Below are 22,436 nucleotides of genomic sequence, written 5' to 3' on the forward strand. Positions count from 1 at the left end.
GCGTCGATGGTACACTCTGGCGCGTTGCCGCTATGGGCCAAGCCATGGGGACGTGAAAGCATAGCGAGGACAGCAGCCGTTTGCCGTGGCCCTTGAACGCTTTTCAAACTTTCAACCGCCCTTCATCCACATCGATGAACTCAAACATCGTCTGCACTGTCCCAGCAGGCAGACCGATCTCCTCAAGGCGTTCGTTCAAGCGTTGCGTCCCCGCATCCCGCCAGCCGCGCTTGCTCATGAAGGCATTCCATATCTCGATATCTTCGTCGGAGGGCTTGCGTCCGGTCTGGAACACCCACTCCAACACCTGCTCGTCACTACCACCCTTCAGCACCTCCGCCTCCAGCACGTGGTAGTCGATGCCTAGAAAACGGCAGCACCGAGCATCAAACGTCATGGCTGACGCCTTGCCACGCATCGCCTGCCATTCATCCGGTAATTTGCCTGCAGCTGCGAGACGCATTTTGTCCAGCATACGCCCGAAATAAACCAGGCCCTTCACTTGGTCGGATGGGCTCCTAAGCCCCGGAATGATCGTCGGATATGGTTTAGCCATGAGAGCCGGAATAAAGCACGTTACAATTCAATTCGCAAGCCGTGGCATCTGGAGTAATATGTCCGCAGTGAAACGATTCTTCGATCCCAACATCGAGACGAAAGGCCGCGTGATGCGGGCCGTGACTGCCCTGAGCCTCTTTATCGCCTCCGGTGTCGCTTTCTACCGTTCGACTGCGTGGCTGGGAATCGTCTTGGGCTTGATTGGCATCTTCGTCACCGTTGAGGCAATCCGTGGCTGGTGTTTCCTGCGCGCTTGCGGCATCAAGACCAAACTTTGATTCAATACTCTGTTCTATCTCCGCAGTCAGGTTAAGACCTACCACGCCAATGGGGCCGATGTGTGGAACATTTTTCCATGAATTCTATCGGCGAGAACCAGACGGAAGAACATCACCAGGACCTCCGGGGCCAAGACGCTGTCGGCAAGATTCGTGAACTGGTGGATAAAGCCAAATCCTGCTTCTTCTGCACTGCTGCCAGCACAATTAATTCCATAGGTGCCCGACCAATGGCCGTGCAGGAAGTAGATGATGACGGCAACGTGTGGTTCCTGAGTGCGGAAGACAGCCATAAGAATGAGGAATTGGCACGCAATCCGCATGTGCGCCTCTATTTCCAAGGATCGCCTTACACAGATTTCATGATCCTCGAGGGCAACGCCACGGCGTCACATGACAAGGCACGCATCCAAGACCTTTGGAACCCAACCATGAAAACGTGGTTCACCGAGGGGCAGAATGATCCGCGCATCAGCATCATCAAATTCGAACCGTATGAGGGCTATTATTGGGATACCAAACACGGCATGGCCGTCGCCGGTATTAAAATGATTATTGGCGCTGCGATCGGGAAAACCCTGGATGATTCTGTGGAAGGTAAGCTGAAAGTGTAGTGATCAAAGCTGCTGATATTTTTGAGGCTTGGCTATTTCTCAGCCACTCGTCCTAACTCCGCCAGCTTGAGCACCGTATTCCAATTCCGCGCCGTGTTCACCACTCCGATCCATTTATCGAACTTCTCCGCCATCTTGCTTCGGCCAAACCCGTGCGGTGTATGCAGAAACGCCACATCGCCCACAATCTCGATCTCCTCCCCCTTCACCGCACACGCACGAATCCGCTCCACATCTTCCTTCTTCGGCGCGCTCTCCAGTAACGCCGCATGCACTGACGTCGGCGCTTCCGCTGCATGCTTCGCAAACGGATTACACACGATCAAATCATCCCACTCCGCGAGTGTCGGTGCGAAGATCGCCTTGTCGAAATCGAATTCCTTGCGGCAGATGTCTGCGATGGTGGAGATGACCTGTTTGCGGCTCAGTCGGCTGCGGACGATGGCGTTGCCACTATTGATATAAGTAGCCACGTTTTCAAAACCCGCATCCGTAAGTTTCTCGCGCAACTGCTGGACGGGTAATTGCGTCTTCCCACCCACGCCCCGAAACAGGATGAGGTAAACCGTGCGCTTCATCGCTTGAAGATGTCCCGCTTTTACGCCGAAGCCTTCATCTGCGTGATCTGCTTCGTGGCCAGCCCGATCGGGCGGTCCATCGGCACACCAGCGCAATCCAACAACGTCGTGAGCAGATCGCCCTGGTTGCCTTTGATGCCCGTGAGGTAACGACCCGTATTCAGGGAACCACCGCCCTTGCCCGCGACGATGAACGGCAGATTCTCACGCGTATGCTTGTTGCCGTCCTCAAGGCCCGAGCCCCACATCATGATGCAATTATCCAGCAACGTGCCGTCGCCTTCCTTCAAGCTCTGCATCTTCTTCACCATGTAAGCGAACTGCGCGATGTTGAATTCCGTGATCGCGGCGACCTTGCCCACCTTCCCATCCTCATTGTTATGATGCGTCTGCGAATGGTGCGCATCCGAGAAGCCGAGTTCCGGATAGGAAACCCCGTTCGGCGTGGAGCCGATGTAACTGCTCACGCGCGTCGTGTCAGTCTGGAAGGCCAGCACGTTCAGATCGCACATCACCTGCATGTATTCGCTGCGCTTGTCGCCGATCGGGATCTTCACCTCGATGGGCGGAGAATCCGTCGCGTTGCGCTTGGCCACACTCACACCCGCCTTCTCCAAGGCCGCTTCCTTCTGCCGATACTCGATAGCCGCGATGCGACGCTCTACACTACGCACACTGTCCAGATACTCGTCCAGCTTGTGCTGATCGATCTGCGGAAGCGTCCGGCGCAAATCCTTCGCTCCACCCAGCACCAGATCCAGCATGCTGCGATCCAACGCTTCACGGCGCATGGCTTCAGGCGACTTCGTCCCCGCCGTAAGTCCGGTCTTGTTGAAAAGCCGGTTCAATACCGCTCGCGGATTCGTCTCTGCAGGAACTGCCTGCGTGGGTGAACGGAAACTGCAGTGCGAGTAATACCCTTCGTTCAACCCTTCCTGATTTTCCTTATGCGTCTGCGGCATCGTAGCCAACTCGAGCGACGGCAATGATGTCATCGCTCCGATATAATTGGCCGCGACCTGGTCCGCCGAGATGCCGATGTTGATCTGATTGCGCTTGTTCGCATCCGGCAACGTCGCCGTGAGCCACGTCGAAAGTTCCAGCGCATGCGGTGCGCCATTGAACGGCGAGATCGCGATGCCTGAGATGCCCTTCATCATCAGGACGTATTCCATCACCGGCTTCAGCGCGGCCAGAGCACGCGGCGGACTGGTGAGAAAACCTTCCGCATCCTTCGGCCAAAACTGATCCATGATCACGCCGTGCGGCATGTACATGAAACCGATGCGCACCGGCGGCTTGTAAGTCTTCTGGCCCGGAGCCGCCCAACCAAAACTCTCCAGCATGGGCAACGCCAAGGCGACGCCCAACCCCTTCAGGCACGTACGACGGTCGATCAGGTAGTTGGTTTTCATGGTGCTTCTATAAGTATCTTACTGCAACCGGCGCTGAGTGAAAGGGTAACTTGTGACAATTTCCGCGATGACCGTCTGCATCCGGTAACCATCCTTTTCAACGGCCTCCATTATCTTATCCACCACGATCTCATCATACCCTTCGATCTGGCGGCACAAGGCATAAGCCATCAATTTCGAAGTCAGATTCCGCGCGAGATCATCCTTCCGATCCGCGATGAATACCTTCAATTCCTTCGGCTTGGTGAAACGCTTCCCGCCCGGCAACTCACCACCGGCATCAATCGGCCCACCGCTATCATCCTTATCCCGCCAGCGTCCAATGGCATCGAAGTTCTCCAATCCAAATCCGATCGGATCGAGGATTTTGTGGCAATTCGCGCATGAGGCGTCCTTCCGATGCAACTCCGTGCGCTGCCGCAACGTCATGCTCTCGATTTTCTTCGCATCCTGTTTTTCTAATGACGGCACATTCGGCGGCGCAGGCGGCACATGCTCGCCCAGCACTTGTTCGAGCACCCATACACCGCGCAGCACCGGGCTGGTGCGGTTCGGGAACGACGTCGTCGCCAGCACACCCGGCATGCCGAGGATGCCACCGCGATTCGCATCTGTGAGCTTCACCTTGCGCATCTCGGGCCCCGTGACGCTCTTCTCCATCCCATACACCGTCGCGAGGGTGGCGTTCAGATACGTGTAATCACTGTCCACGAAATTCACCACGCTGCGATTCTCCCGCACGATGCTCTCGAAGAACAGGCGCGCCTCATCATACATCGCCGTGCGCATCGCGGGCGTCATCTGCGGGAACTTCGCCGCATCAAACGTCTTGTCCGCCAAGGCACCCAAGCCGAGCCACTGCGCGCCGAACCCATCGAACAACGCACGTGAACGCTGATCCGCCAACATGCGTTTCACTTGCGCCTTGAGTATCTCCGGCTCGTGAAGTTTCTTACCATCCGCGAGCGCGGACAGCTCGGCATCCGGCATCGTCGCCCAGATCAGATACGAGAGACGCGAAGCCAGTTGATAATCATCCAGCGGCACGATCTTGGTCCCCTTCTCCACTTCGCTCGCGGGCGTGATGAAGAGGAATTGCGGCGAAACCAAAATGCCCTTCAGCATCAGCCCGAGCGATGCCTGATAGGAAAACTTGTTCTCCCGCCCGAGCGCGAACACCTGCATCAGCACATCCAATTCCGCCTCCGTAGGCGGACGCCGATACGCACTCCGCGCCAATGATCGAGCGACGTTCCGCGCCGCTTCTTTTTCACCTTTCGTCGAAGGTGTCTTGCCAAAGAGCCGCTTCTGCAACGCCGTTGGAGCTTTGCCATCCGGCGCAAGAATCTGTTCCAGCACCTTGTTCGCGATGCCGAGATATTGCTCCGATTGCAGCGGAGACAATGTATTCAGATAACCCGCGCCGAACACCTCATCCGGCAGCTCATGCGCGATGGACGCATCCACGCCGAAGAGATCGCGCAGCGTGTTCCCATATTCCATCTTCGTCAGGCGACGGATCACGAATTCACCGGGATCTTTCGGGCTGAGATACTTGACCTGATTGATCCCGGCCAAAAACCTCTGACGCTCCTCCTCAGTCGGCTGCTTGTCCTCGTCCTCCGGCGGCATGTCATGCGTCTTTACACTCCCGACCGATTGTTTCCAGCGGACGACCGAAGCAGGGTCACCCGGATTCTTGAGGGCGAACTCGAGGTTGATCCCACCCCTTTGCCGCTTGATGCCGTGGCATTTGGCGCAGTAGTTCCTGATGAACAGATCGACATCATCCTTGAAAACCTTTTTGGCCTCCGCCTGCAACGCCGCAAAGTCCTTGTCTTCCACCACCGCCGGAGCCGCCCCTGACGCCGCGCCATGGCAAGGCGCAACCATGGCCAAGGCCATCGCGAAAAGAGCCATCGCCTTCACACCCGTCCTAAAAACACTGGACATTCTCATCATTGGAAGCCCGCACTATCAGGAATATTCAAGGGATGCTCAATCATTATTCGGGGACTCATGATCAAGGTGCTGAGTCTCGTTTGGGGATTGCCGACGAGGCCGATATCCATTACCGTTTTTGGCGATCTATCACCCTATAAGGCGTTGCTACGCGTATCTCATGAAAAAAGTTTCCATCAACCCATCTGCCAACAGCGCCATCACAAAATTGACCTCTCGCCGCTCTTTCCTCAAAACCTCCGGCTTGGCGCTCGGTGCGCTCAGCATCCAGGGAATCGCCCAGACGACCAAGCCCCAGAAAACCGTCTTACTGCATTGCGGTTGGGCGACGAAGAACATCGGCGATGTCGGCCACACACCGGGCACTTTGCGCTTCCTGGAGCAGCATCTGCCGCAGGTGAAGGTCATCCTCTGGGCCGCCAATACCAACGCGCAAGTGGACGCCATGCTCATGAAGCGCTTCCCCAAGCTGGAGATCGTGAAGGGTTCGCTTTCCGAAAAAGACGGTCCGGTCCAGCAGGCGGTCAACCGCGCCGATTTCTTCCTTCGGGGTCCCGGCATGGGACAGGACACCACGTTCATGGCCTACTGCCGCAAGATCGGCAAACCTTGGGGTCTGCAAGGCCAGTCCTATTTCCCGGACATGGTCACGGGTCCCAAGGGAGCGGATAACATCGCCCTCCTGAATAGCGCCGCTTACATCTATTGCCGCGACTCCAAGACGCTCAAGATGCTCAAGGAAGTTGGAGTAAAGCCGCCCGTACTCGAATTCGGTCCGGATGGCTGCTTCGGCATCGACGTGCGCGATGAGGAGAAAGCGCTTGCGCGGATGAAGAAGCATGGTTTGGAACCGAAGAAATTTATTACCCTCCAGCTCCGCACGCATACGCCCAGCAGCCCAGGCGTGGATGACAAGCGGCCGCAGAAACTTAATCCGTTGAATCCGACGCCGGAAAATATCGCCGACGACAAGCGCCGCGCGAAAGTCTATCAGGATCTCATCGCCATGTGGGTCAAGGAAACGGGCTGGAAAGTGGTCATCGCACCAGAGGTCTTCAAGGAGATGGAGTATAACAAAAAGTTCGTCTATGACCCGCTGCCGGACAACTTGAAGAAGCACGTGGTGAACTTGGACGATTTCTGGGCTGTTGATGAGGCGTGCTCATTCTATGCGCGCGCTCACACAGTGATCTGCCATGAGCCGCACACGCCGATCATGGCGCTGGCAATGGGCACTCCCATGATGCACACCTTCTCCGAGTTCCACTCGCCGAAATGCTGGATGTTCAAGGATATCGGCTTGGAGGGATGGGCACCTGAATTCGACAGCACGCCAGCGACGAAAATGTTCGAGATACTCATGGGAATACATAAGGACTACCCGGCGGCGCAGGCTCAGGTGAAGCAGGCCATGGCATACGTGGAAGAGAGGTCAGCGGCGCAAATGAAGGTGTTGAAGAAGGTCATCGGTGCGTGAAAGCAAACTGACGTCAGAAGAATACTCTGAAAGTAAAGTTCAGCCAACTGATGGAGGCGAGGGGCTGAATTGCTCGAGAACCCATGCATTCAGAAGAAAAACCGGGAAACCGAATTTTTCCAAGGAATCAAGCTGTATCTCATCTAATCCTCCTTAATCAGGTTTCAGAAATTTGATGCACGTTTTGGGGCGCATTCACCGGGCCAGCTCTGATATTTTAGAGCGGCTAAAAAAATGATGTTGCCGGGTGGAGTGAGGATTTTTTGGGTTCTGACGAAACTTTGGCGAGGAGCAGGGTTGGCAATCGATCATTCCATAAGTGTAGGCAATCTCACATCAGTATTTCATCCACCTTGGTCGCCTTTCGGAAGCGTGCTGCTGGCGAGTTGTGGCTGGCAAGCTCAGCAAAATGCGCTTCGCCACACTTGATCTTAGCGCTTTCTTTGTCGCGAAGGTCATCAGTGAAGAGGCTGCTCTTGGTTTCAACTACCAAATAAAGCCGTTCTGTGCCGTCTCTATCCACTAGGATTGCCCAGTCCGGGTTGTAGGGACCCAGAGGTGTGGGAACTTTGAACCAACTTGGGAGCTTGGCGTAAACCTTGATAGCTTCGTTTTTTTCCAACTGCTCCGCGAAATTGCGCTCGGTATCGGATTGGTAGATGACCTGTTCGTGGACGCTCTTGCCAGCATCAATCATGGACTTCAGATATCCGGTCAGTTCTTCGGTCTCGAAAAGTTGCTGGGCGTAGTATTCCTCGGCTCCGATACGCTGGTATTTGATGCCGTCCACCAGTGCCATACGCTTACTGCGGTTGATGATTTCGGCGGCCAGTTCGATGAACTGTTGGGGATTGCGTTTGAAATCATCAAGCCGCCCGCTGTTCACGAGGATGCGATGGATGCTTCGACGAGTAAGCGAGGTTTTGTCCTGGAGATCGGTAAGGATGTCCGGCAACTCGATGTCGCCTTCGTCGAGGGTCACCGGGGCCGAGGTGGCCGTCTCCTTCGTGTCCACGCCCGAACGTCCGATGGCGAGGTCGGCTTTACGCCATTGCAGACGGGTCTTGGCGATCAGGAAATTCGGATCTTTCAAAGCCTTAATGCAGGTCGTCAGCAAGGCTTCGTTGTCGAACTGCACGCGGTAGGTGGTTTTATGTTTGATACGATCCCACAATGCTTTGAACTCCGCTCCTTGCAGCACCGCCTGACGAGTCTTCACCTGCTTGCGCTCGTCGGCGTTCTTTATCTCCAGGCGTCCGGCCAGCTTGCGTAGGATTTCCTTCACCTGCGGCAGATGATCTGTGAATGGTTCCGGCAAGGTTAGTGTCCCGTTCTTGAGGGCCGTGCGCAGGGCGTCCTGTATTTTGCCTTGAGCGTTGACGAGGCCGGTGGTTCTTAGATGTTCCCACAGGACTTTCGATTGGTCAAAACCCAGGGGCGCGGGCTGGCCGTCGGCTCCTGTGACGGTAATGCCGGCAAATTGATGCGTTTCCACGATCCCGAAACGGATGCCCGTCTCTTCCTCGATTTCTTTCTGGAGGCTCTCGGCGAACTGTTCGTAGCTCTCGGTCGCGATGACTGTCAACGTGTTGACCTCGAACCCGCGTAAGCGTTCGCCTTGCTGGTTCACGCAAAGACGCAGGCCGCGTCCAATGGTCTGGCGACGTTGCTGTTCGGAGGACATCTCACGCAGGGCGCAGATCTGGAAGACGTTCGGATTGTCCCAGCCCTCGCGCAGGGCGGAGTGGGAAAAGATGAACTTTAGCGGCGTCTCGAAGCTCAGGAGCTTCTCTTTGTCCCGCATGATGAGGCTGTAGGTGTCGTCGTCGGCTGCTGTGGTGCCCTTGGTGTCTTTCAATACTTCTACTGTCTTTGACCCAATTTTCTTCTTATCGACCGAAAAATACCCATTGTGAACCTCCTCAGCAGAGGTTTTCATATCCACCTCCTTGAAAAGACTTTGGTAGTCGGGGTGCTTCGCTAGCCGGCGGTATTCCTCTTCAAAGATGCGGGCGTAGTCACCCTTCACCGGGTTGCCTTCGGCATCGTATTGCCGGTATTTCTCCACGGAATCGATGAAGAACAGGCTCAAAACCTTTATGCCTTGCGGCGCGAGGCGCTTTTCCTTGTCGAGGTGCTCCTTGATGGTGCGGTGGATCATCTGGCGTTGCACCGTCAGCGGTTCTACGTCGCCGTAGGCTTGGCCAGGGCGAAGGTATTGTTCACCTCCCGGATAGCGCAGTTCGAGAAACTCATCACCTTTGGCTACTCGGATTTCGCCCACCCGGCAGTCGTGATACACAGGCCGGCCCGTGGTCATTTCCAGATTATCTCCATCCTGCACAATCACTTCTTTGCGTGTTACGCCAGTTTTTGCCTGCGTATCCAGCTCCACTTTCGCGGTGATAACGCCTTTCTTGTTGCTGACCGACAGCAAGCGCACATACGGCTTGTTGTGTCCGCCTTCCACCGAGGCAGCGGCCACCTCGATCTGCTTCACCAGCTTGCGCTCGTAAGCGTCCACCGCATCGAGTTTAAAAATCATGTGATGCGCCTCGCGCGGCGTCGCGGAGTAGCGCAGGTTGCAGAGCGGGTTCATACGCTCCATGGCCTTTTTGCCTTTGCCGTCCAGGCCGCCTTCGACGCTTTGCGGCTCATCCACGATGAGGATAGGACGCGTGGCCCGGATCAAGTCGATGGGTTTTTCGCCGCCGGTCTTCTCGCTGGGGCGATACATCACGTTCTTCGATTTCTCGCGGCGGGCCGCTTCGTCTGCTTCCTCGGACTGCGCGGCCTGTTCGTCGCCGAACTTGTTGATGGCGCCGACGGTCATCACCATGATCTGGATCTGTGGACTGGTGGCAAAGTTGCGCACCTGTCCCAGCTTCGCCGAGTCATACAGGAAAAAGTCGAACGGCACGCCCGCATAGAGCGCCTTGAGGTGTTCCGCCGCCGTCTCGATGGTGTGATACACGCCCTCTTTGATCGCCACCGAGGGAACCACGATGACGAACTTGGTGAAGCCATAGCGTTTGTTCAGCTCAAAGACGGTGCGCAGATAGACGTAGGTCTTCCCGGTGCCGGTCTCCATCTCCACGGTGAAATCGCCCGAGGCGAGCGAGGCCGAGGGCGCAAGGCCGTGGCGGAGCTGGATGGCATGCAGGTTCGCTAACAGCTCATCATCCAGCAGGGTCAGCCGGTTGCCGATGCCCAGATCATTTTCGGCAAAGGCCATGCGGGCCTGAGCGTCAGCTCCGTCCCGAGTTACGGTGAACTCCGTGCGGCACATCTCCTGGCCGCGGAAGAGATCGCAGACCGCTTCGATGGCTTGGATCTGGTAGTCGAGGTTGGGCTCGAAGTGCAGTTTCATGGTGGTCACTTCCAGAGGGTATGATTGCGCCAATCGGGCGGCAGGCCCATTTCGGCAAGCGGGATTTCAGGAAATTCGTCGAACAAGGCGAAGAGCCGGGTGCGCCATCTGGTGGTGGTGCTTACCTTGCCCAGCCAGAAATGGCAGACGGTCAGCATCAGTCCCACGCGGTCATTGGCGAAACCTGGTTGAACATGCCAGTCGGGATTCTTTCTTTTACCTGGCACGGATGGCTTCACGCCGAATACACGATTCCAGATACGGGCGTGATGCGCACAGGCATTGCGCAGCGTGAAGATGGCTTTTGTCCATGACAGCAATTGCTCGTCCGTGAACTGGTAGTTTGCCGCCACCTGTTTGATCAGGGACCGGTCAATTCCATAGGCGAGCTGCATTACGGTCTCACATGTCATGAGCTCACAGGCCATCCAGAGGGGCAGATATTTGTGATCGGTACCGTAATTTATGTCGAAGTGTTTTACGAAAGCATCGCTTGAACGACGTTTTTCGTTGGAGAGCTTGCCCAGCCAAAGCTGGTATTCAGTCCTTTCCAGTCCCTTTAGACTCACCAGGGATTTCAAATTCCGCAAGCAACGTGACCAGAGCGCCTTTTTTTTGAACCCGGGAAGATTCCCCTCATTGAGGTACCCAAACGGGCCATGCACACGGACAAAGGTGAAAACGATTTGGGTTCGCACCGAAACTTCAATCCGCTCGATGGCGTCCAGCAGCAACATCCGCAGACGCCGGTCAAAATTGTATCGCCGCCAAACGAGGTTAAAGTCGGTGCCGGGATGGAAAGTGTCGGTGGGTTTTCCGGCGCTGTCTCGAATCCGGAAAGGGTATAAGTAACCGCTCAGCCGGTAGTAATTCACCGCCTTGAGCCGGGCAATCAGCTCGTCACGATTGGCGACCAATCCCCTTTTTAGAAGCAGATCGGCTTGGTCTTCGAGTGAAAGCGCGTGCTTGGCATAAATCATTCGCTGCCACCTTTCATGGAAAGCGTCGAATCAGGGCAAAAAAAGAGCCGCCGAATTGCGCATGCAAGCAGAGGCGCGGCAGCTATGATGTAGATACATTGCCTTGTCACTGGCCACTCGTCAATACCTGATCCAATCACGCAACGCATGTTCTCAAGGGTTGTTTCCTGAGTGTTTTCCGGGATTCCCCTAAGTATCTTGTTGGCAGTCAGTTGCATCAAAGGCTGCGAACATTGCCCAAGCCGTATTGCTGGAGGATGGCGGCGAGGTTGGTTTTGGCCACGTCGTTGGCGAAGGCGCTGTCGCGGAAGACGACGGTGGTTTCGCCCGCGGGTTTCAGCTCTTTGTGCCAGGCCACGAGGCCGAGGGCCAGCGGCTCCACTTCGGCTTGCGGGATGGATTTGGAAAGGCAGACGAGCAAGGTGCCCGCGCCGATGCTGTGGACTTCGTGGGTGCCGATTTTGCGCGTCTCGATGGGCACGCAGAGGTCGAGGCCGAGCTTGAGGAGCAGTTCGAACAGGATGTCCTGCTCGGTGCGGTTGGTCTTGAGGTGCTCCACGGAGGCTTCGAGGCTCTCGGCGAGGTTCGCGCGGTTCGGGTCCCACTCGCGGATGTTCGTGGAATCCAGCTTGAAGACGCGGAAGCCGAGATCGCCAGCGAACAGCGAGTTCTCGTCTTTGATTTTCTTCCCAGCACGGCGCAGGCGCTCCCGCGTTATGTGGGCGATGGTTGGGTAGTCCTTTCGCTCAGTGGGCTCGGGTAACTGGACCAAAATGTATTTTCGATTGCCGTTGTCCAACAAGTTTTGATTTAGAACTGCGTGCGCCGTTGTGGCGCTTCCACCAAAGAAATCCAAGACGATATTCTCTTCATCGGGGATCGTACCAAGGCTCAGAATTTTCGAGATTAAACGAGTGGGCTTCGGTGTTTGAAAAATATCTGGCGCATCCGGAAACAGAGTTTGAATTTCTTTTTTTGCTTCGTCGTTGTGTCCCGTTTCGCTCCACAACCAAATCGTCTGCGCAACCACCCCTTCCACGTCACTCAAGAAGCGTTTGTATGCAGGAACCAAATTTGTGCCGTCAACGCCCCACCAAACGCGCTTATCTTTGCAGTTCTGCTCGTGTTTTTCTTTGCTGTATCGCCAAACAGCTGACTTATTCGGCCAGATCACGTCACCAGTGTTTGGTTGAATGATGGAGTAGTAAAGATTAGGGCGCTCTTCTGACGTCTTGTTACATTTGTAATTATCAGCACGCCACAATCCGCGAGGGTCGTTATCTGGGTTCTTGTAAGCCGCGTTCGTTTTTTCACTTCTTTCCTCACGTGATAGAATTGCCTCCAACTTTCCATTCTGCCCAGTTGGCCTCAGCTTCGCGTAAACTAGCAGGTAGTCATGCGATGGAGAGAAATCGATTGTGTCGTTAGCTGGTGCGTATTTTTTCTGCCACGTAATACATCCCAAGAAGTTTTCTTCACCCAATATCTCGCTGCACAGCTTTTGCAGATTATCTATTTCATTGTCGTCGATGCTAATAAAAATCACTCCATCATCCCGCAAAAGATTTCTCGCCAGCTTGAGCCGCGGATACATCATGTTGAGCCAGTCGGTGTGGAAGCGGCCGGAGGCCTCGGTGTTGGACGAGAGTTTCTGGCCGCCTTCGCCAGTCTGGCCGGTGATTTCCAGGTAGTTCTTGATGTTGTCCTGAAAGTTGTCGGGATAGACAAAGTCCTTGCCGGTGTTGTAAGGCGGATCAATGTAGATGAGCTTCACCTTCCCGGCGTAGGATTTCTGGAGGAGCTTGAGCACTTCCAGATTGTCCCCCTCGATCATGAGGTTCTGGGTGGTGTCCCAATCCACGCTATCCTCCGGGCAGGGCCGCAATGTGCCGGTAGAGGGCGTGAGGGCGAGCTGGCGGGCACGGCGTTTGCCATGCCAGTTCAGGCCGTATTTCTCCTCCGCTTCGGTCACGGTCCGGTCCCCCACAAGCTGCTTCATTACATCAAGATTCACCGCCACGCCCTCCGGCCCCTCGGTGAGCAACTCAGGGAACAGGGCCTTGAGCGCAGCCAGGTTCTCAGCCACCAAATCAGGCGACTTGGTCTCAGGATCGTTCACGGTCAGTTTCTGCATCGGCATGAACATAAAGTAGGAAGAAAAACTGATTTAGGCGAGATTTAGCCCCCATTATTTTCATCGTCTGTGTCCTCCTCTTCCTCATCGAGGTCGGGCATGGTATCGGTGTCCACTTGCTGCGGATTGGGCATAGGCCAAACTTCCAGGGCTGTGTCAGCCAAACGTTCACCGCGCTGCACAATCGTTTCTTCATTCCAGGTTTCGAGCTGGCCAAGGCCCTGATTAAGTCGAAGAGGGCTTTGTGCAAATCCACCCGGTAAATCGCGCTTGGTGAGAAACGGGTGATCCCGATACTCGGAATTGTAACCAGTCAGTGTTAGGTTACCTAGAGTATGCAGCCATTTATCCTGCACAGTCTGCCAATCGGGGCCGAGAGCGGCGATCCACTCGGGTTTAAGCACTTTATTCTGCGGCAAGATATGTTCAATCGTGAGTCCTTCAATGGATACAGGCTCCTTGCGATCATAATTCTCGAAGCGTTTGAGGATGAACCGCAAGGGACGTAAACTGTACAGATGGTTGCGGCAGAGAGCATGGCGGAATTCAGCATCATCCGGAAACCTTGCCCTGCCTGAAAGGCTTGTGAAACGGGCTTGTATGGCGTCTAAGTAATTATCCTTAACAAGGTTTTGCGCAAACGCAGCAAAGGTTTTGTTGAGAACGTTGGTTGGGACGCCACAGACGGCACGGCGCAGCACGAAATTCTCAATCAATCGGACGGAGGACAGCATGTCGACTCGGGACAGCTGACCCTTACTATAATCATGGTACAATTCCAGAAGCAGTGGGTAAGCCACGTCGACCTTGAGTTCACCAAGATCGGCAAAGGCGGCAGCAAGGGCCGGATCTTTCTCCTGCCCCAAAGCCATGGCGGCATAGTGGCCGGCATGGGCATAGATATCTGCCAGCACCTGCTCAACGCCAGCAGCCTGTTCAGCGAGATAGGCTTTGAACTCATTGTAGACCGCGCTGATTCTGGGGATTTTACGTGTTTTTAAAGTCAGATAATGGCGCATGAATCCATCAAACGCTTGCCGATATGCCTCTTGTCCAAAGCGCTCTTCAATAGGACGCCAATAGCTTTGATAGAGCCGGGTCTGTTCGTGAGGTATTTGCCCCATGAGGACGAAGTTGCGGATGAGATCGGCCTGGCTAAGCGCTAGGCCAGTCGAATTCATGCTCTCAAAGATAAGCTGAGGGTTGTCTTGCCCACGTTGCAAGGCGACTTCAACTATCATCAATTTGGCAAGACCACGGCACAGATTCCGAAGGCCTTTTCCATCCAAACCGCCTATTTGACGGGTAAAATATTCAAAATTTTCCATGACGCGTATGGACTTAGCGTCTGGAATCGGTTGCTGGCCAGTGAGAGCCAGCATCGTCGTCTTATCAGTTTGGGTAAGTATGAGTTTATGGCGGCGCTCACCCGTTTCCTCGGGATCGAGCAAATAGTAGTTTCGGATTTTGCGTGCCGTGAAGCCATCCTCGGGCTCTTCTTCTCCAATGGTACGTGCCAAAGCTTCAAGCAAAATTGTTGCAGTGGTTACGCGCTGTTGTCCGTCAATGATCAGGAGTGCTGAAGGATTTCCCACGGTCTGTAAATCGGCCTCGACATAAACTATCGAGCCGATGAAATGAGCATTCACCTGAGGCAGTGAACCAACGCGAAGAATATCATTCCAAAGCTGTTCACAGTTTTGGAGCGACCATGAATAGGTGCGCTGGTAAATTGGAATGGTGAGCTGTGGCGAACTACGGAGGAATTTTAGCAATGGTAGAGCTTCGGCTTTCATAGTGATTTTAACAGCAACTGCATTTGAGATTCTAGACGGTTCACGGTCAGGTTTATTTCCACGCGACGGTTAAGCTGCTTTTCCTTATCGGCTTGGGCGCGGAGATTGGTGATTTCACGGCTGAGGCGTTGAAACTCAGCTAACGCTACGCGACGACTCTCGGCAGCAGCAGGATCAAGAGCAGGCGTGAATTTTCCGGTTTGGCTGGCGGCAGCATATGTCTCAAAGGCCTCGATCCAGCCCTGATAGAAAGCATGGAGGTGCTGGCGGGGCTGAGTGGAGATGTTAAGGGCAGTCAGAAACGCAGAAGTGGTGGGAGTGTTTTCCGGTAGGTCTGCGGTGGTAAGCGGGCCATCGAGCACCGTCTGCCCGGATTGGCCCTGCGACCATCGCAAGTGAGCCAGAGAGAGCGTCAAACCAGCGGCCTGAGAAACAATGAGAAAGAGTGGGTACGGGATGGAGCGATGGATCAATTCGGAAAGTCGGGCAGCTTTGGCCCCCTCGCGAAGGGTAAGCGAGAGCACGGCGATCTCCAGATATTCGCGGGTATCATCACGGTAGGTGGGCACGCCGATGGTGGCTGGCTTGAGTGCGGCGATCCAGAGCAGCTCTTCAATGCCTTCATTGATCTGGCGCTTGTCCGCAGCCGTGGGCGCTCCGTTTTCCACGAGATGCTTTTTGGGCACACGCTGATGCACGAGGGCATCGGCGGGAAGCTGCAGGGCGGCTATGACGGTGTCTTGGGGCATGGATTACGAATTTCCCTCAATCGCCTGAACGCAGGCTTCACGAAAACCGCAATCGCGGCAGCGTCTCGTCCGTCGGTCAAGCATCTCCCGGTTTCCGAAGCAGCCAGGACGGGGCAGGTCCTGTCCGGATTGTGGCGTGAGTCGACACGCTGACCATTTGAGCCACCCTCCTGCGGTTTGCATAAGTCTCGCCAAATGTTGAGTGGCCGTGCCGGCTGATTCGATACCCAACCCCAAGACATGCAATGCGGGGCCTAACGCTCCCAGGAATCCGACTGCGCCAACAACAAAAACCGCAAATTCAGCCCAGAAGCACCCATCACCATCACCCGAGTGAACTACGTCGATCTGTACTCCGTCAGGTTTCTTGACGGACCCCAGGATTTGACTGAGAGCATTGATTGTTTCCTGAATCGCATCTTGTTTATCCTTTTGTGAAAATGAGGCCTTGTCCGGCTTCTCAAACTTGAATGTGAAATTCGCCAGTTCCAGACGGGTGTTGTTGTGAGCGGAGCCAGATGTTGCGGGAAGGATCACGAGGGAGGCGACGACTTCGAAGTCGTTGATGCCGGCGAACTCTCCTTTGATGGCATGGGTGCCGCCAGGTGTGAAAAGGCTGGCGATGGCGCGTTCCTCCTTTTTCCCGATGACAGAAGTGACTGCCGCAGAGAGGAGCTTGCGGGCCTGGGACATATCCGCGCCGTGCCGGGTGGCTTTATCAAAGCGGGCATTGGCTTCTGCGTCTGGCAGATCGCGCCCGACTGATATTCGTTTAAGCCGATCAAGCACCGTTTTGGCCTGGGTGAAGGGCAGCAGCACTGTGCCATCATCTCCCACGTGGACGAGGTAATGAGGGGCGAGCGGATAACCCGGTTCAAATGATTTCGTGGCCGCTTCACCTTCTGCGCGAAGGCAGAATACAATGCCTGGCGGGATTCCAGTTTCCGGCGAGGTGGTGACGGAAAAAGTGCCCAAAGGAAGGGTCTCGAGTTTGCCGGGGTGAGTTTTGAGATAATGTGCGAGATCAATCCGAAAATCGGTCAGCGTGAGGTCAGCTATCGAGACACCGCTAGACAGATCTTCCAGATCGATTACGGCGTCCTGGAGTTTGAGGAGCTGGGTGCGGCGGTATTCCAGATCGTTCATCTGGTTGCCTGAATGTTGCTCAATCAGGTTTTCCTCGCCGGTGGCAGAAATATCGAGGAGGACCATTCGACCGGAAACGCGCTGTTCCAGATTGATATACTCTTCCAGCTCAATATTTGGCCAGAAATTGACCAGCTGGATGCTCTTGTTCGGAGAGCCGATACGGTCGATACGGCCAAAGCGTTGGATGATCCGGACGGGATTCCAATGAATGTCGTAGTTGATGAGGAAATCGCAGTCTTGGAGATTTTGGCCTTCGCTGATGCAATCGGTAGCGATAAGGAGGTCAACATCCCCCTCGGCAGTGACATCATCAGGGCGTTCCTTGGAACGGGGAGAAAAAGCCGTGAGAATGCTTGCCAAATCCTTCCGCAGGTTTGGAAGTGTGGTCTGGTTTCGACCCGCGCCAGTGACTAACGCTGAGTGCAAGCCGAGTTCTGACTTCGCCCAGCCGGCCAGTTCCTCATAGAGGTATTGGGCGGTATCGGCAAAGGCGGTGAAAACGATCACCTTGCGATTACCGGGATTTAACGGCTGGCGGACTTTTTGGGTTATAACGCCACGCAAGGTTTCAAGTTTCGCATCGCGAGCAGCACCAACTTGATGTGCAGCAGAATACAGAGTGGCGAGGCGGTTGCGGTCCTCGATGAGGTCCTGCCTCCAGCGGACCAGATCGATATCCTGCACCAATACTTTGACTTTTCGGCCGACCAGCAGGCTTTCGAAAGCAGGGTCATCGATTTCGAGGTCTTCGATGTCAATCTCCTCCACCGCTTCCTCATGCGCTTCGATTTTTTCCAGTGTGGCCTCAACATCTGCCAGCTGGCGCCTTACCGTGAGGGCGAACGATGGCACCGCACTTTCCATGCGTTTGAGCACATTGACTCGGATGAGGTGGATGAGGCTCTCTTCACGGTCAACTTGACGGAAGAAGCTCTCACCGCCACGGATTTGGGTGCTGTATTTCGCATCGTAAGCAGCCTGTTTGTGGGGCAAGACGTAGCGAAGGGGCGCATAAGCAGCCAAGGTGAGTCGCCGAATCTCGTTGTTGATCTCACGGATGGAGCGAAATTCCCCCGCGCGGTCCACATCCGGCTTGTAGTTGATCGGTTTGAGACGCTCTGGGAATGTGCCGGTTTCAGTCGTCCCGTAGTATTTTTCGATATGTTTGCGGGAGCGGGCTATCGTAAGCAAATCAAGCAATTTGAAGTAATCGAACCCAAGCATTTCAATAAGCCTGGATGGTGTGCGTTCATTTTCCCCAGAAGCCAGCCAGCGGTTGAATTGAAGTTGGGCCTTCCGGACAGTGGACTCGATGCTGCTGATACCTTGATCAAACAGGGCCGTGTCGTCGCCCTCAGTAACGAACGCAATCTGGTTCTTTAGGTCGGCGAGGCGGTTGTTAACCGGAGTGGCCGAGAGCATGAGGACACGGGTCTTCACCCCTTCCTTGATAATACGACGCATGAGGCGGTCGTAGCGTGTCTCGCGGTCTTTTAAGGAGGCTTTATTGCGGAAGTTGTGCGACTCATCTATGACGACAAGGTCGTAGTTGCCCCAGTTTACGTGTGAGAGTTCGATATCACCGGATTTACCGCCGTCCCTGGAAAGATCGGTATGGTTGAGAACATCATAATTGAATCGATCGGACGCTAGGATGTTTCGGCGATCATTCGCCTTGTAGAGCGTCCAGTTATCCCGCAGACGCTTTGGCACCAAGACGAGCACTCGGTCATTCCTCAGTTCGTAGTATTTGATGATGGCAAGTGCTTCAAACGTCTTACCCAGACCAACGCTGTCAGCAATGATGCAACCGCCAAGTCGCTCAAGTTTGTCTATTGCCCCAATGACGCCGTCACGCTGAAACTTGAAGAGTTTCTTCCATACTACCGTGTTACGGATGCCGGTCGCCGATTTGACTATCTTGTCTTCATCAAGTTCGTTCCCCCGATCTTTGAAGATATGGAACAGAATCAGAGCATAAACTTGGGAAGGCTCGCGTTTCGCGCTTATCTCGTCGAGGAGACTCAATAAGGCTGTTTTTCCTTCCGGAGTGGCCTTGATGGAGTTCCACATTTTGGAAAACCAACCGGCAAGTAATTGGGATTCTTGAGCAGACTCTGTAGCCTGGATGAGGCTAAACTCGTTACTGGGAGTGACGCCGAGGCCTTCGGTAGTGATCGAGCAGTTTCCGCTGATGACTTTCACAGGCATGCCCTGCGAGTCGTTTGCCACCAGAATAGCTTGTGGTAACGGAGCCGGAGCAACTTTTATGTCAGCACGTGCGCGCAACCACTCGGCGAATTCGCGGGCAAGTTTATGGGCGTTAAGTTGATTGCGAAAGCCACGGTCAGCTTCAGCGCCGAGTAATGGTTGGTGCTCAGATAGTGACGGCGAAATTATAATGCGTGCGCGGGAAAGTTGGTCCAGAAGATCGCGCATCTCACCAAAACCAAAAAGAGACAGATCAGGCGATGCAACATCGAGATTTCCACCTTTCTCGAAACTGGAACGTAGTTCTGTGATGACACGGTCAGTGCCTTGGTTTTTAACGATTTTCATTGTGTTAAATTGGAATAAAGAGCGGAATGTCAGGAGTCTGCTTGCAAACCTCTAATAGCAGCAATGCATAATACATCTCAGGCGGATTCCTCAATCCGAGTGCTTGCTGGAAACACTGGATGCTTTCGGACTTCGAGTGTCATTCCTGCAGTAGCCTGTTGGCTAGGTTTGGCCCTGAATCCGTTTTCTGCTGTAACGCTTTCCATGGCGATAATCCTTTCCTGATTCTGATAGCATCCTCCTTGGGTACAACAAGCCTAGATTCTATTGATGCGCAGGGGGGGGCGCGTTGGCTCAAATTAAAAGACACCGCAGGTGGAAAGTGAGGTTGAGAGAAGCAGGCGTTGAGTCAAAGTGGTTGTTACCCGCGAGGGACAACGAAATGAGTGAACAAATCCGGAAGAAAGTGATGAGACGCCAATGACCTGACGTTCACGCTTTGAAAACTCAAGTTTCACCGCAAATCACTACTGTCCCGATCTTAACTGGACAGCATTGAAAATAGAGAATAATTGTAATGGTTGTTTTTTCTATTTCATTTACCGCCCATGCGATCAGTTTGTTTCACCTTTTGAACAGAATCTGAAACTACTGTGATTTGAGCGACGGATATCGGGAGTTTCAGTGACTCAATGGGTTTCAGGAGCAGTCAGGAACTTTTCTCGATTGCGCTCATACTCGCTCAATGGCGGCACTTTGACTTTCGCCCGTTTGGCGTAAGCGCGGTTCATGGCTTTGCTGTTGTGGCCCAAAACTTCCTGTGCGAACCGTTCTGGAATCCCGGCGAAACAGGCGCGTTCGGCCCAGGCGTAACGGTATCAATGAAGCGTGACCCCTTTGATGATTCATCCAGGAAGATCAGCCTGGCCGGATCCCAGCCCGTCTGTTGCTGGCGCCACTGGCGGCGCGCCCGGACGACGTCAGGCCGGTCTGGCTCGCTGGCGCGGAGCGTCTTTTTTTATATGTCAGCCCCATTTTCGCCAGCGTCACGTTGATGGCCTGCAAGGAAAACCTGAGCCCGGTGGCGGTCCGCAGTTCCTGCAGTGTCAAATCGTTCTTTTTGGCCAGCAAGGCGCGCAGGTGGCTGCGGTGACTGGCGACAATGGTCGGCTTGCGCCCGGAAAACCGATGCCGCGGAGCGATATCCCCCGTCTGCCGCCGCTGCCGGAGGAGTTTTTTGACCAGCCCCAGCGACACCCGGAAGCGGTGCGCTATCTCAGGCCGGGTGCCTTCCTCATCGTCATAGGCGGCCAGAATGCGCTCACGCAGATCAACAGATGTCGTTCGCATGAACCATGCTTACCACAACCTTCCAGTATTGGTTACAGTTTTAATTGAAATGCTCTAAACCTCTACAAATGGGGCGCATGGTTTCACGAGGAATCAAGTGGTATCTGAGCTGATCCGGCTTAATCTCGGTTAATCAATTTGGTGCACCTTTTGGTGCGCGCGACCTTATTCAGGATTTTCACCAATATCATGCCTAATCCAAGCAGAGACTTGTATGATTGCTGTTGAGGCTTGGCTGCACAGTGGGAATAGCAGGTTTAGCGCAGGAGTCGATTGGGTAATCATGAGGGATTGAATGGCACTTCGGGAAGGTCAGCTTAAATTCTGCTCCACCTCCTAGAGCATTTGTCACTGAGATACTGCCTTGATGCTCATCCATCGCCAGTTTGCAAAAAGCTAGGCCGATGCCATATCCGTGTTTTCCCTTGCGCTGGCCTGCTCCCATACTAAACAGATTGAATATCTGTTGTTGGTATTCGGGTGAGATTCCTGGCCCGTGATCTCGGACGGTGATTTGGATATGGTCAGGATTTTGTTCCAAGGAGATATCAATGGAAGATGGTCCTTGGGAATGCTTGATTGCATTGAGGATGAGGTTTTCCAGACAGCGTTCCAAAATCATCTGATCGCATTCGGCTAAAATATTGGAGTCGGATGGGGCGAAGATGAGATTGATCCCGGAGGCAGTCGCTATCGACCGGTGTGAAGAAATCAAGCGGTTCACCAAAGGCACCAAGTTCTGCTGTTTGATCTCGAGTTGTAAGCCTTCCCGGTCGTTTAGAGCGATCATGAGCATGTCGTTCACCATGCTGGCGATCCGGTCACACTCAAAATTTAAAGTCTTGGTGTAACGTGCAATGTCTCCGGCTTCGAGAAGGTTTTCCTGAAGGAGGGCTGTGAAACCGCGGAAGATGGTCAATGGACCGCGGATGTCATGCACGACCATGCTGATGAGTTCTTGCCGTTTCTGCATTTCGTGATGCTTGCTGAGAAAGGCCAGTCTCAGTCTGGCGGCACCCTGAACTCTGGCCCGTAGCTCGTGCAGGCGAAAAGGCTTGGTCACGAAATCGGTAGCCCCGGCTGCCAGACCATCTACGATGACATCTTCCGAATTCAAGGCAGACATCAAGATCACTGGTACGGGCACTATGGGTTTTTGTGCGCAGATTTTTTTACAAGCTTCCAATCCGGTCATACCCGGCATCATGACGTCCAATAGAACGAGGTCGATATTCCCTTCGGCGTAGATTTTCAGTGCTGCTTGAGCATTGTCTGCGTGAACCAATCTGTATGGGCCATAGCCCAAGATGGCCTCGATACTTACATGGACGGTAGGTTCATCATCGACGACCAGAATTTGTGTCGTTGCTTGGGTTTGGCCGGGTGTGCTCATGTCATTCATCGCAGTTCAGAATTTCTTTTTCCGCCTATAATTTCGTCGCAATCGGCCGAATGAACAAGCGATGAACCGTCTGCGAGTGTCACAGAGGTGTAAAAAGGATGCCGTATCGACTGCAGCCAAGTAAT

14 protein-coding genes and 1 pseudogene are annotated in these 22,436 nt (G+C 54.2%); 3 read left to right on the top strand and 12 right to left on the bottom strand.

The window, feature by feature from the left end:
* Positions 1-103 precede the first annotated feature (103 nt).
* Complete coding sequence (locus VGH19_18325; GenBank protein HEY1173332.1) at positions 104-556, bottom strand: DUF5069 domain-containing protein; 453 nt, start codon at positions 554-556, stop codon at positions 104-106.
* Positions 557-614: 58 nt separating this feature from the next.
* Between VGH19_18325 and VGH19_18330 the strand changes: the two genes are divergently transcribed.
* Positions 615-836, top strand: coding sequence for a YgaP-like transmembrane domain (locus VGH19_18330; GenBank protein ID HEY1173333.1), 222 nt, complete (start codon positions 615-617; stop codon positions 834-836).
* Between the two features lie 77 nt (positions 837-913).
* Positions 914-1,450, top strand: a complete 537-nt coding sequence (locus tag VGH19_18335; protein ID HEY1173334.1) for a pyridoxamine 5'-phosphate oxidase family protein — start codon at positions 914-916, stop codon at positions 1,448-1,450.
* A 32-nt stretch (positions 1,451-1,482) separates the two neighbouring features.
* Here VGH19_18335 and VGH19_18340 read toward each other — a convergent pair whose 3' ends face one another.
* The 3 genes from VGH19_18340 to VGH19_18350 are packed head-to-tail and all read right to left on the bottom strand — an operon-like array spanning position 1,483 to position 5,396.
* Entirely contained in the window at positions 1,483-2,028 is a 546-nt protein-coding gene (locus VGH19_18340; GenBank protein HEY1173335.1) for a DUF1697 domain-containing protein, read from the bottom strand.
* A 20-nt stretch (positions 2,029-2,048) separates the two neighbouring features.
* The gene (locus VGH19_18345) at positions 2,049-3,443 is read right to left on the bottom strand and encodes a DUF1552 domain-containing protein (protein ID HEY1173336.1); all 1,395 of its coding nucleotides are present in this window, start codon (positions 3,441-3,443) and stop codon (positions 2,049-2,051) included.
* Between the two features lie 18 nt (positions 3,444-3,461).
* The gene (locus VGH19_18350) at positions 3,462-5,396 is read right to left on the bottom strand and encodes a DUF1592 domain-containing protein (protein HEY1173337.1); all 1,935 of its coding nucleotides are present in this window, start codon (positions 5,394-5,396) and stop codon (positions 3,462-3,464) included.
* Between the two features lie 169 nt (positions 5,397-5,565).
* Here VGH19_18350 and VGH19_18355 point away from each other — a divergent pair, with 169 nt between their 5' ends.
* Entirely contained in the window at positions 5,566-6,882 is a 1,317-nt protein-coding gene (locus VGH19_18355) for a polysaccharide pyruvyl transferase family protein (protein ID HEY1173338.1), read from the top strand.
* Positions 6,883-7,213: 331 nt separating this feature from the next.
* On the opposite strand, the gene VGH19_18360 is transcribed toward VGH19_18355, so the two are convergent.
* The 8 genes and pseudogenes from VGH19_18360 to VGH19_18395 form a co-directional block, all read right to left on the bottom strand.
* Entirely contained in the window at positions 7,214-10,252 is a 3,039-nt protein-coding gene (locus tag VGH19_18360; GenBank protein ID HEY1173339.1) for a DEAD/DEAH box helicase family protein, read from the bottom strand.
* A gap of 5 nt (positions 10,253-10,257) precedes the next feature.
* The gene (locus VGH19_18365) at positions 10,258-11,232 is read right to left on the bottom strand and encodes an Abi family protein (protein ID HEY1173340.1); all 975 of its coding nucleotides are present in this window, start codon (positions 11,230-11,232) and stop codon (positions 10,258-10,260) included.
* Positions 11,233-11,449: 217 nt separating this feature from the next.
* The gene (locus VGH19_18370; protein ID HEY1173341.1) at positions 11,450-13,366 is read right to left on the bottom strand and encodes a site-specific DNA-methyltransferase; all 1,917 of its coding nucleotides are present in this window, start codon (positions 13,364-13,366) and stop codon (positions 11,450-11,452) included.
* Positions 13,367-13,410: 44 nt separating this feature from the next.
* On the bottom strand, positions 13,411-15,162 hold the full coding sequence (locus VGH19_18375; protein HEY1173342.1) for a DUF262 domain-containing protein: 1,752 nt from the start codon (positions 15,160-15,162) through the stop codon (positions 13,411-13,413).
* On the bottom strand, positions 15,159-15,911 hold the full coding sequence (locus tag VGH19_18380) for a DUF4391 domain-containing protein (protein ID HEY1173343.1): 753 nt from the start codon (positions 15,909-15,911) through the stop codon (positions 15,159-15,161). The genes VGH19_18375 and VGH19_18380 overlap by 4 nt, the downstream gene beginning before the upstream one ends.
* A gap of 525 nt (positions 15,912-16,436) precedes the next feature.
* A pseudogene (locus tag VGH19_18385) lies at positions 16,437-19,619 on the bottom strand (helicase-related protein).
* Between the two features lie 858 nt (positions 19,620-20,477).
* A complete protein-coding gene (locus VGH19_18390) occupies positions 20,478-20,909 on the bottom strand; it encodes a hypothetical protein (GenBank protein ID HEY1173344.1) in 432 nt (143 codons plus the stop codon).
* Between the two features lie 193 nt (positions 20,910-21,102).
* Positions 21,103-22,302 (bottom strand): response regulator, encoded by a 1,200-nt coding sequence (locus tag VGH19_18395; protein HEY1173345.1) that lies wholly within the window; start codon positions 22,300-22,302, stop codon positions 21,103-21,105.
* Positions 22,303-22,436: the final 134 nt, after the last annotated feature.

Source organism: Verrucomicrobiia bacterium, assembly GCA_036405135.1.
Taxonomy (GTDB): domain Bacteria; phylum Verrucomicrobiota; class Verrucomicrobiia; order Limisphaerales; family JAEYXS01; genus JAEYXS01.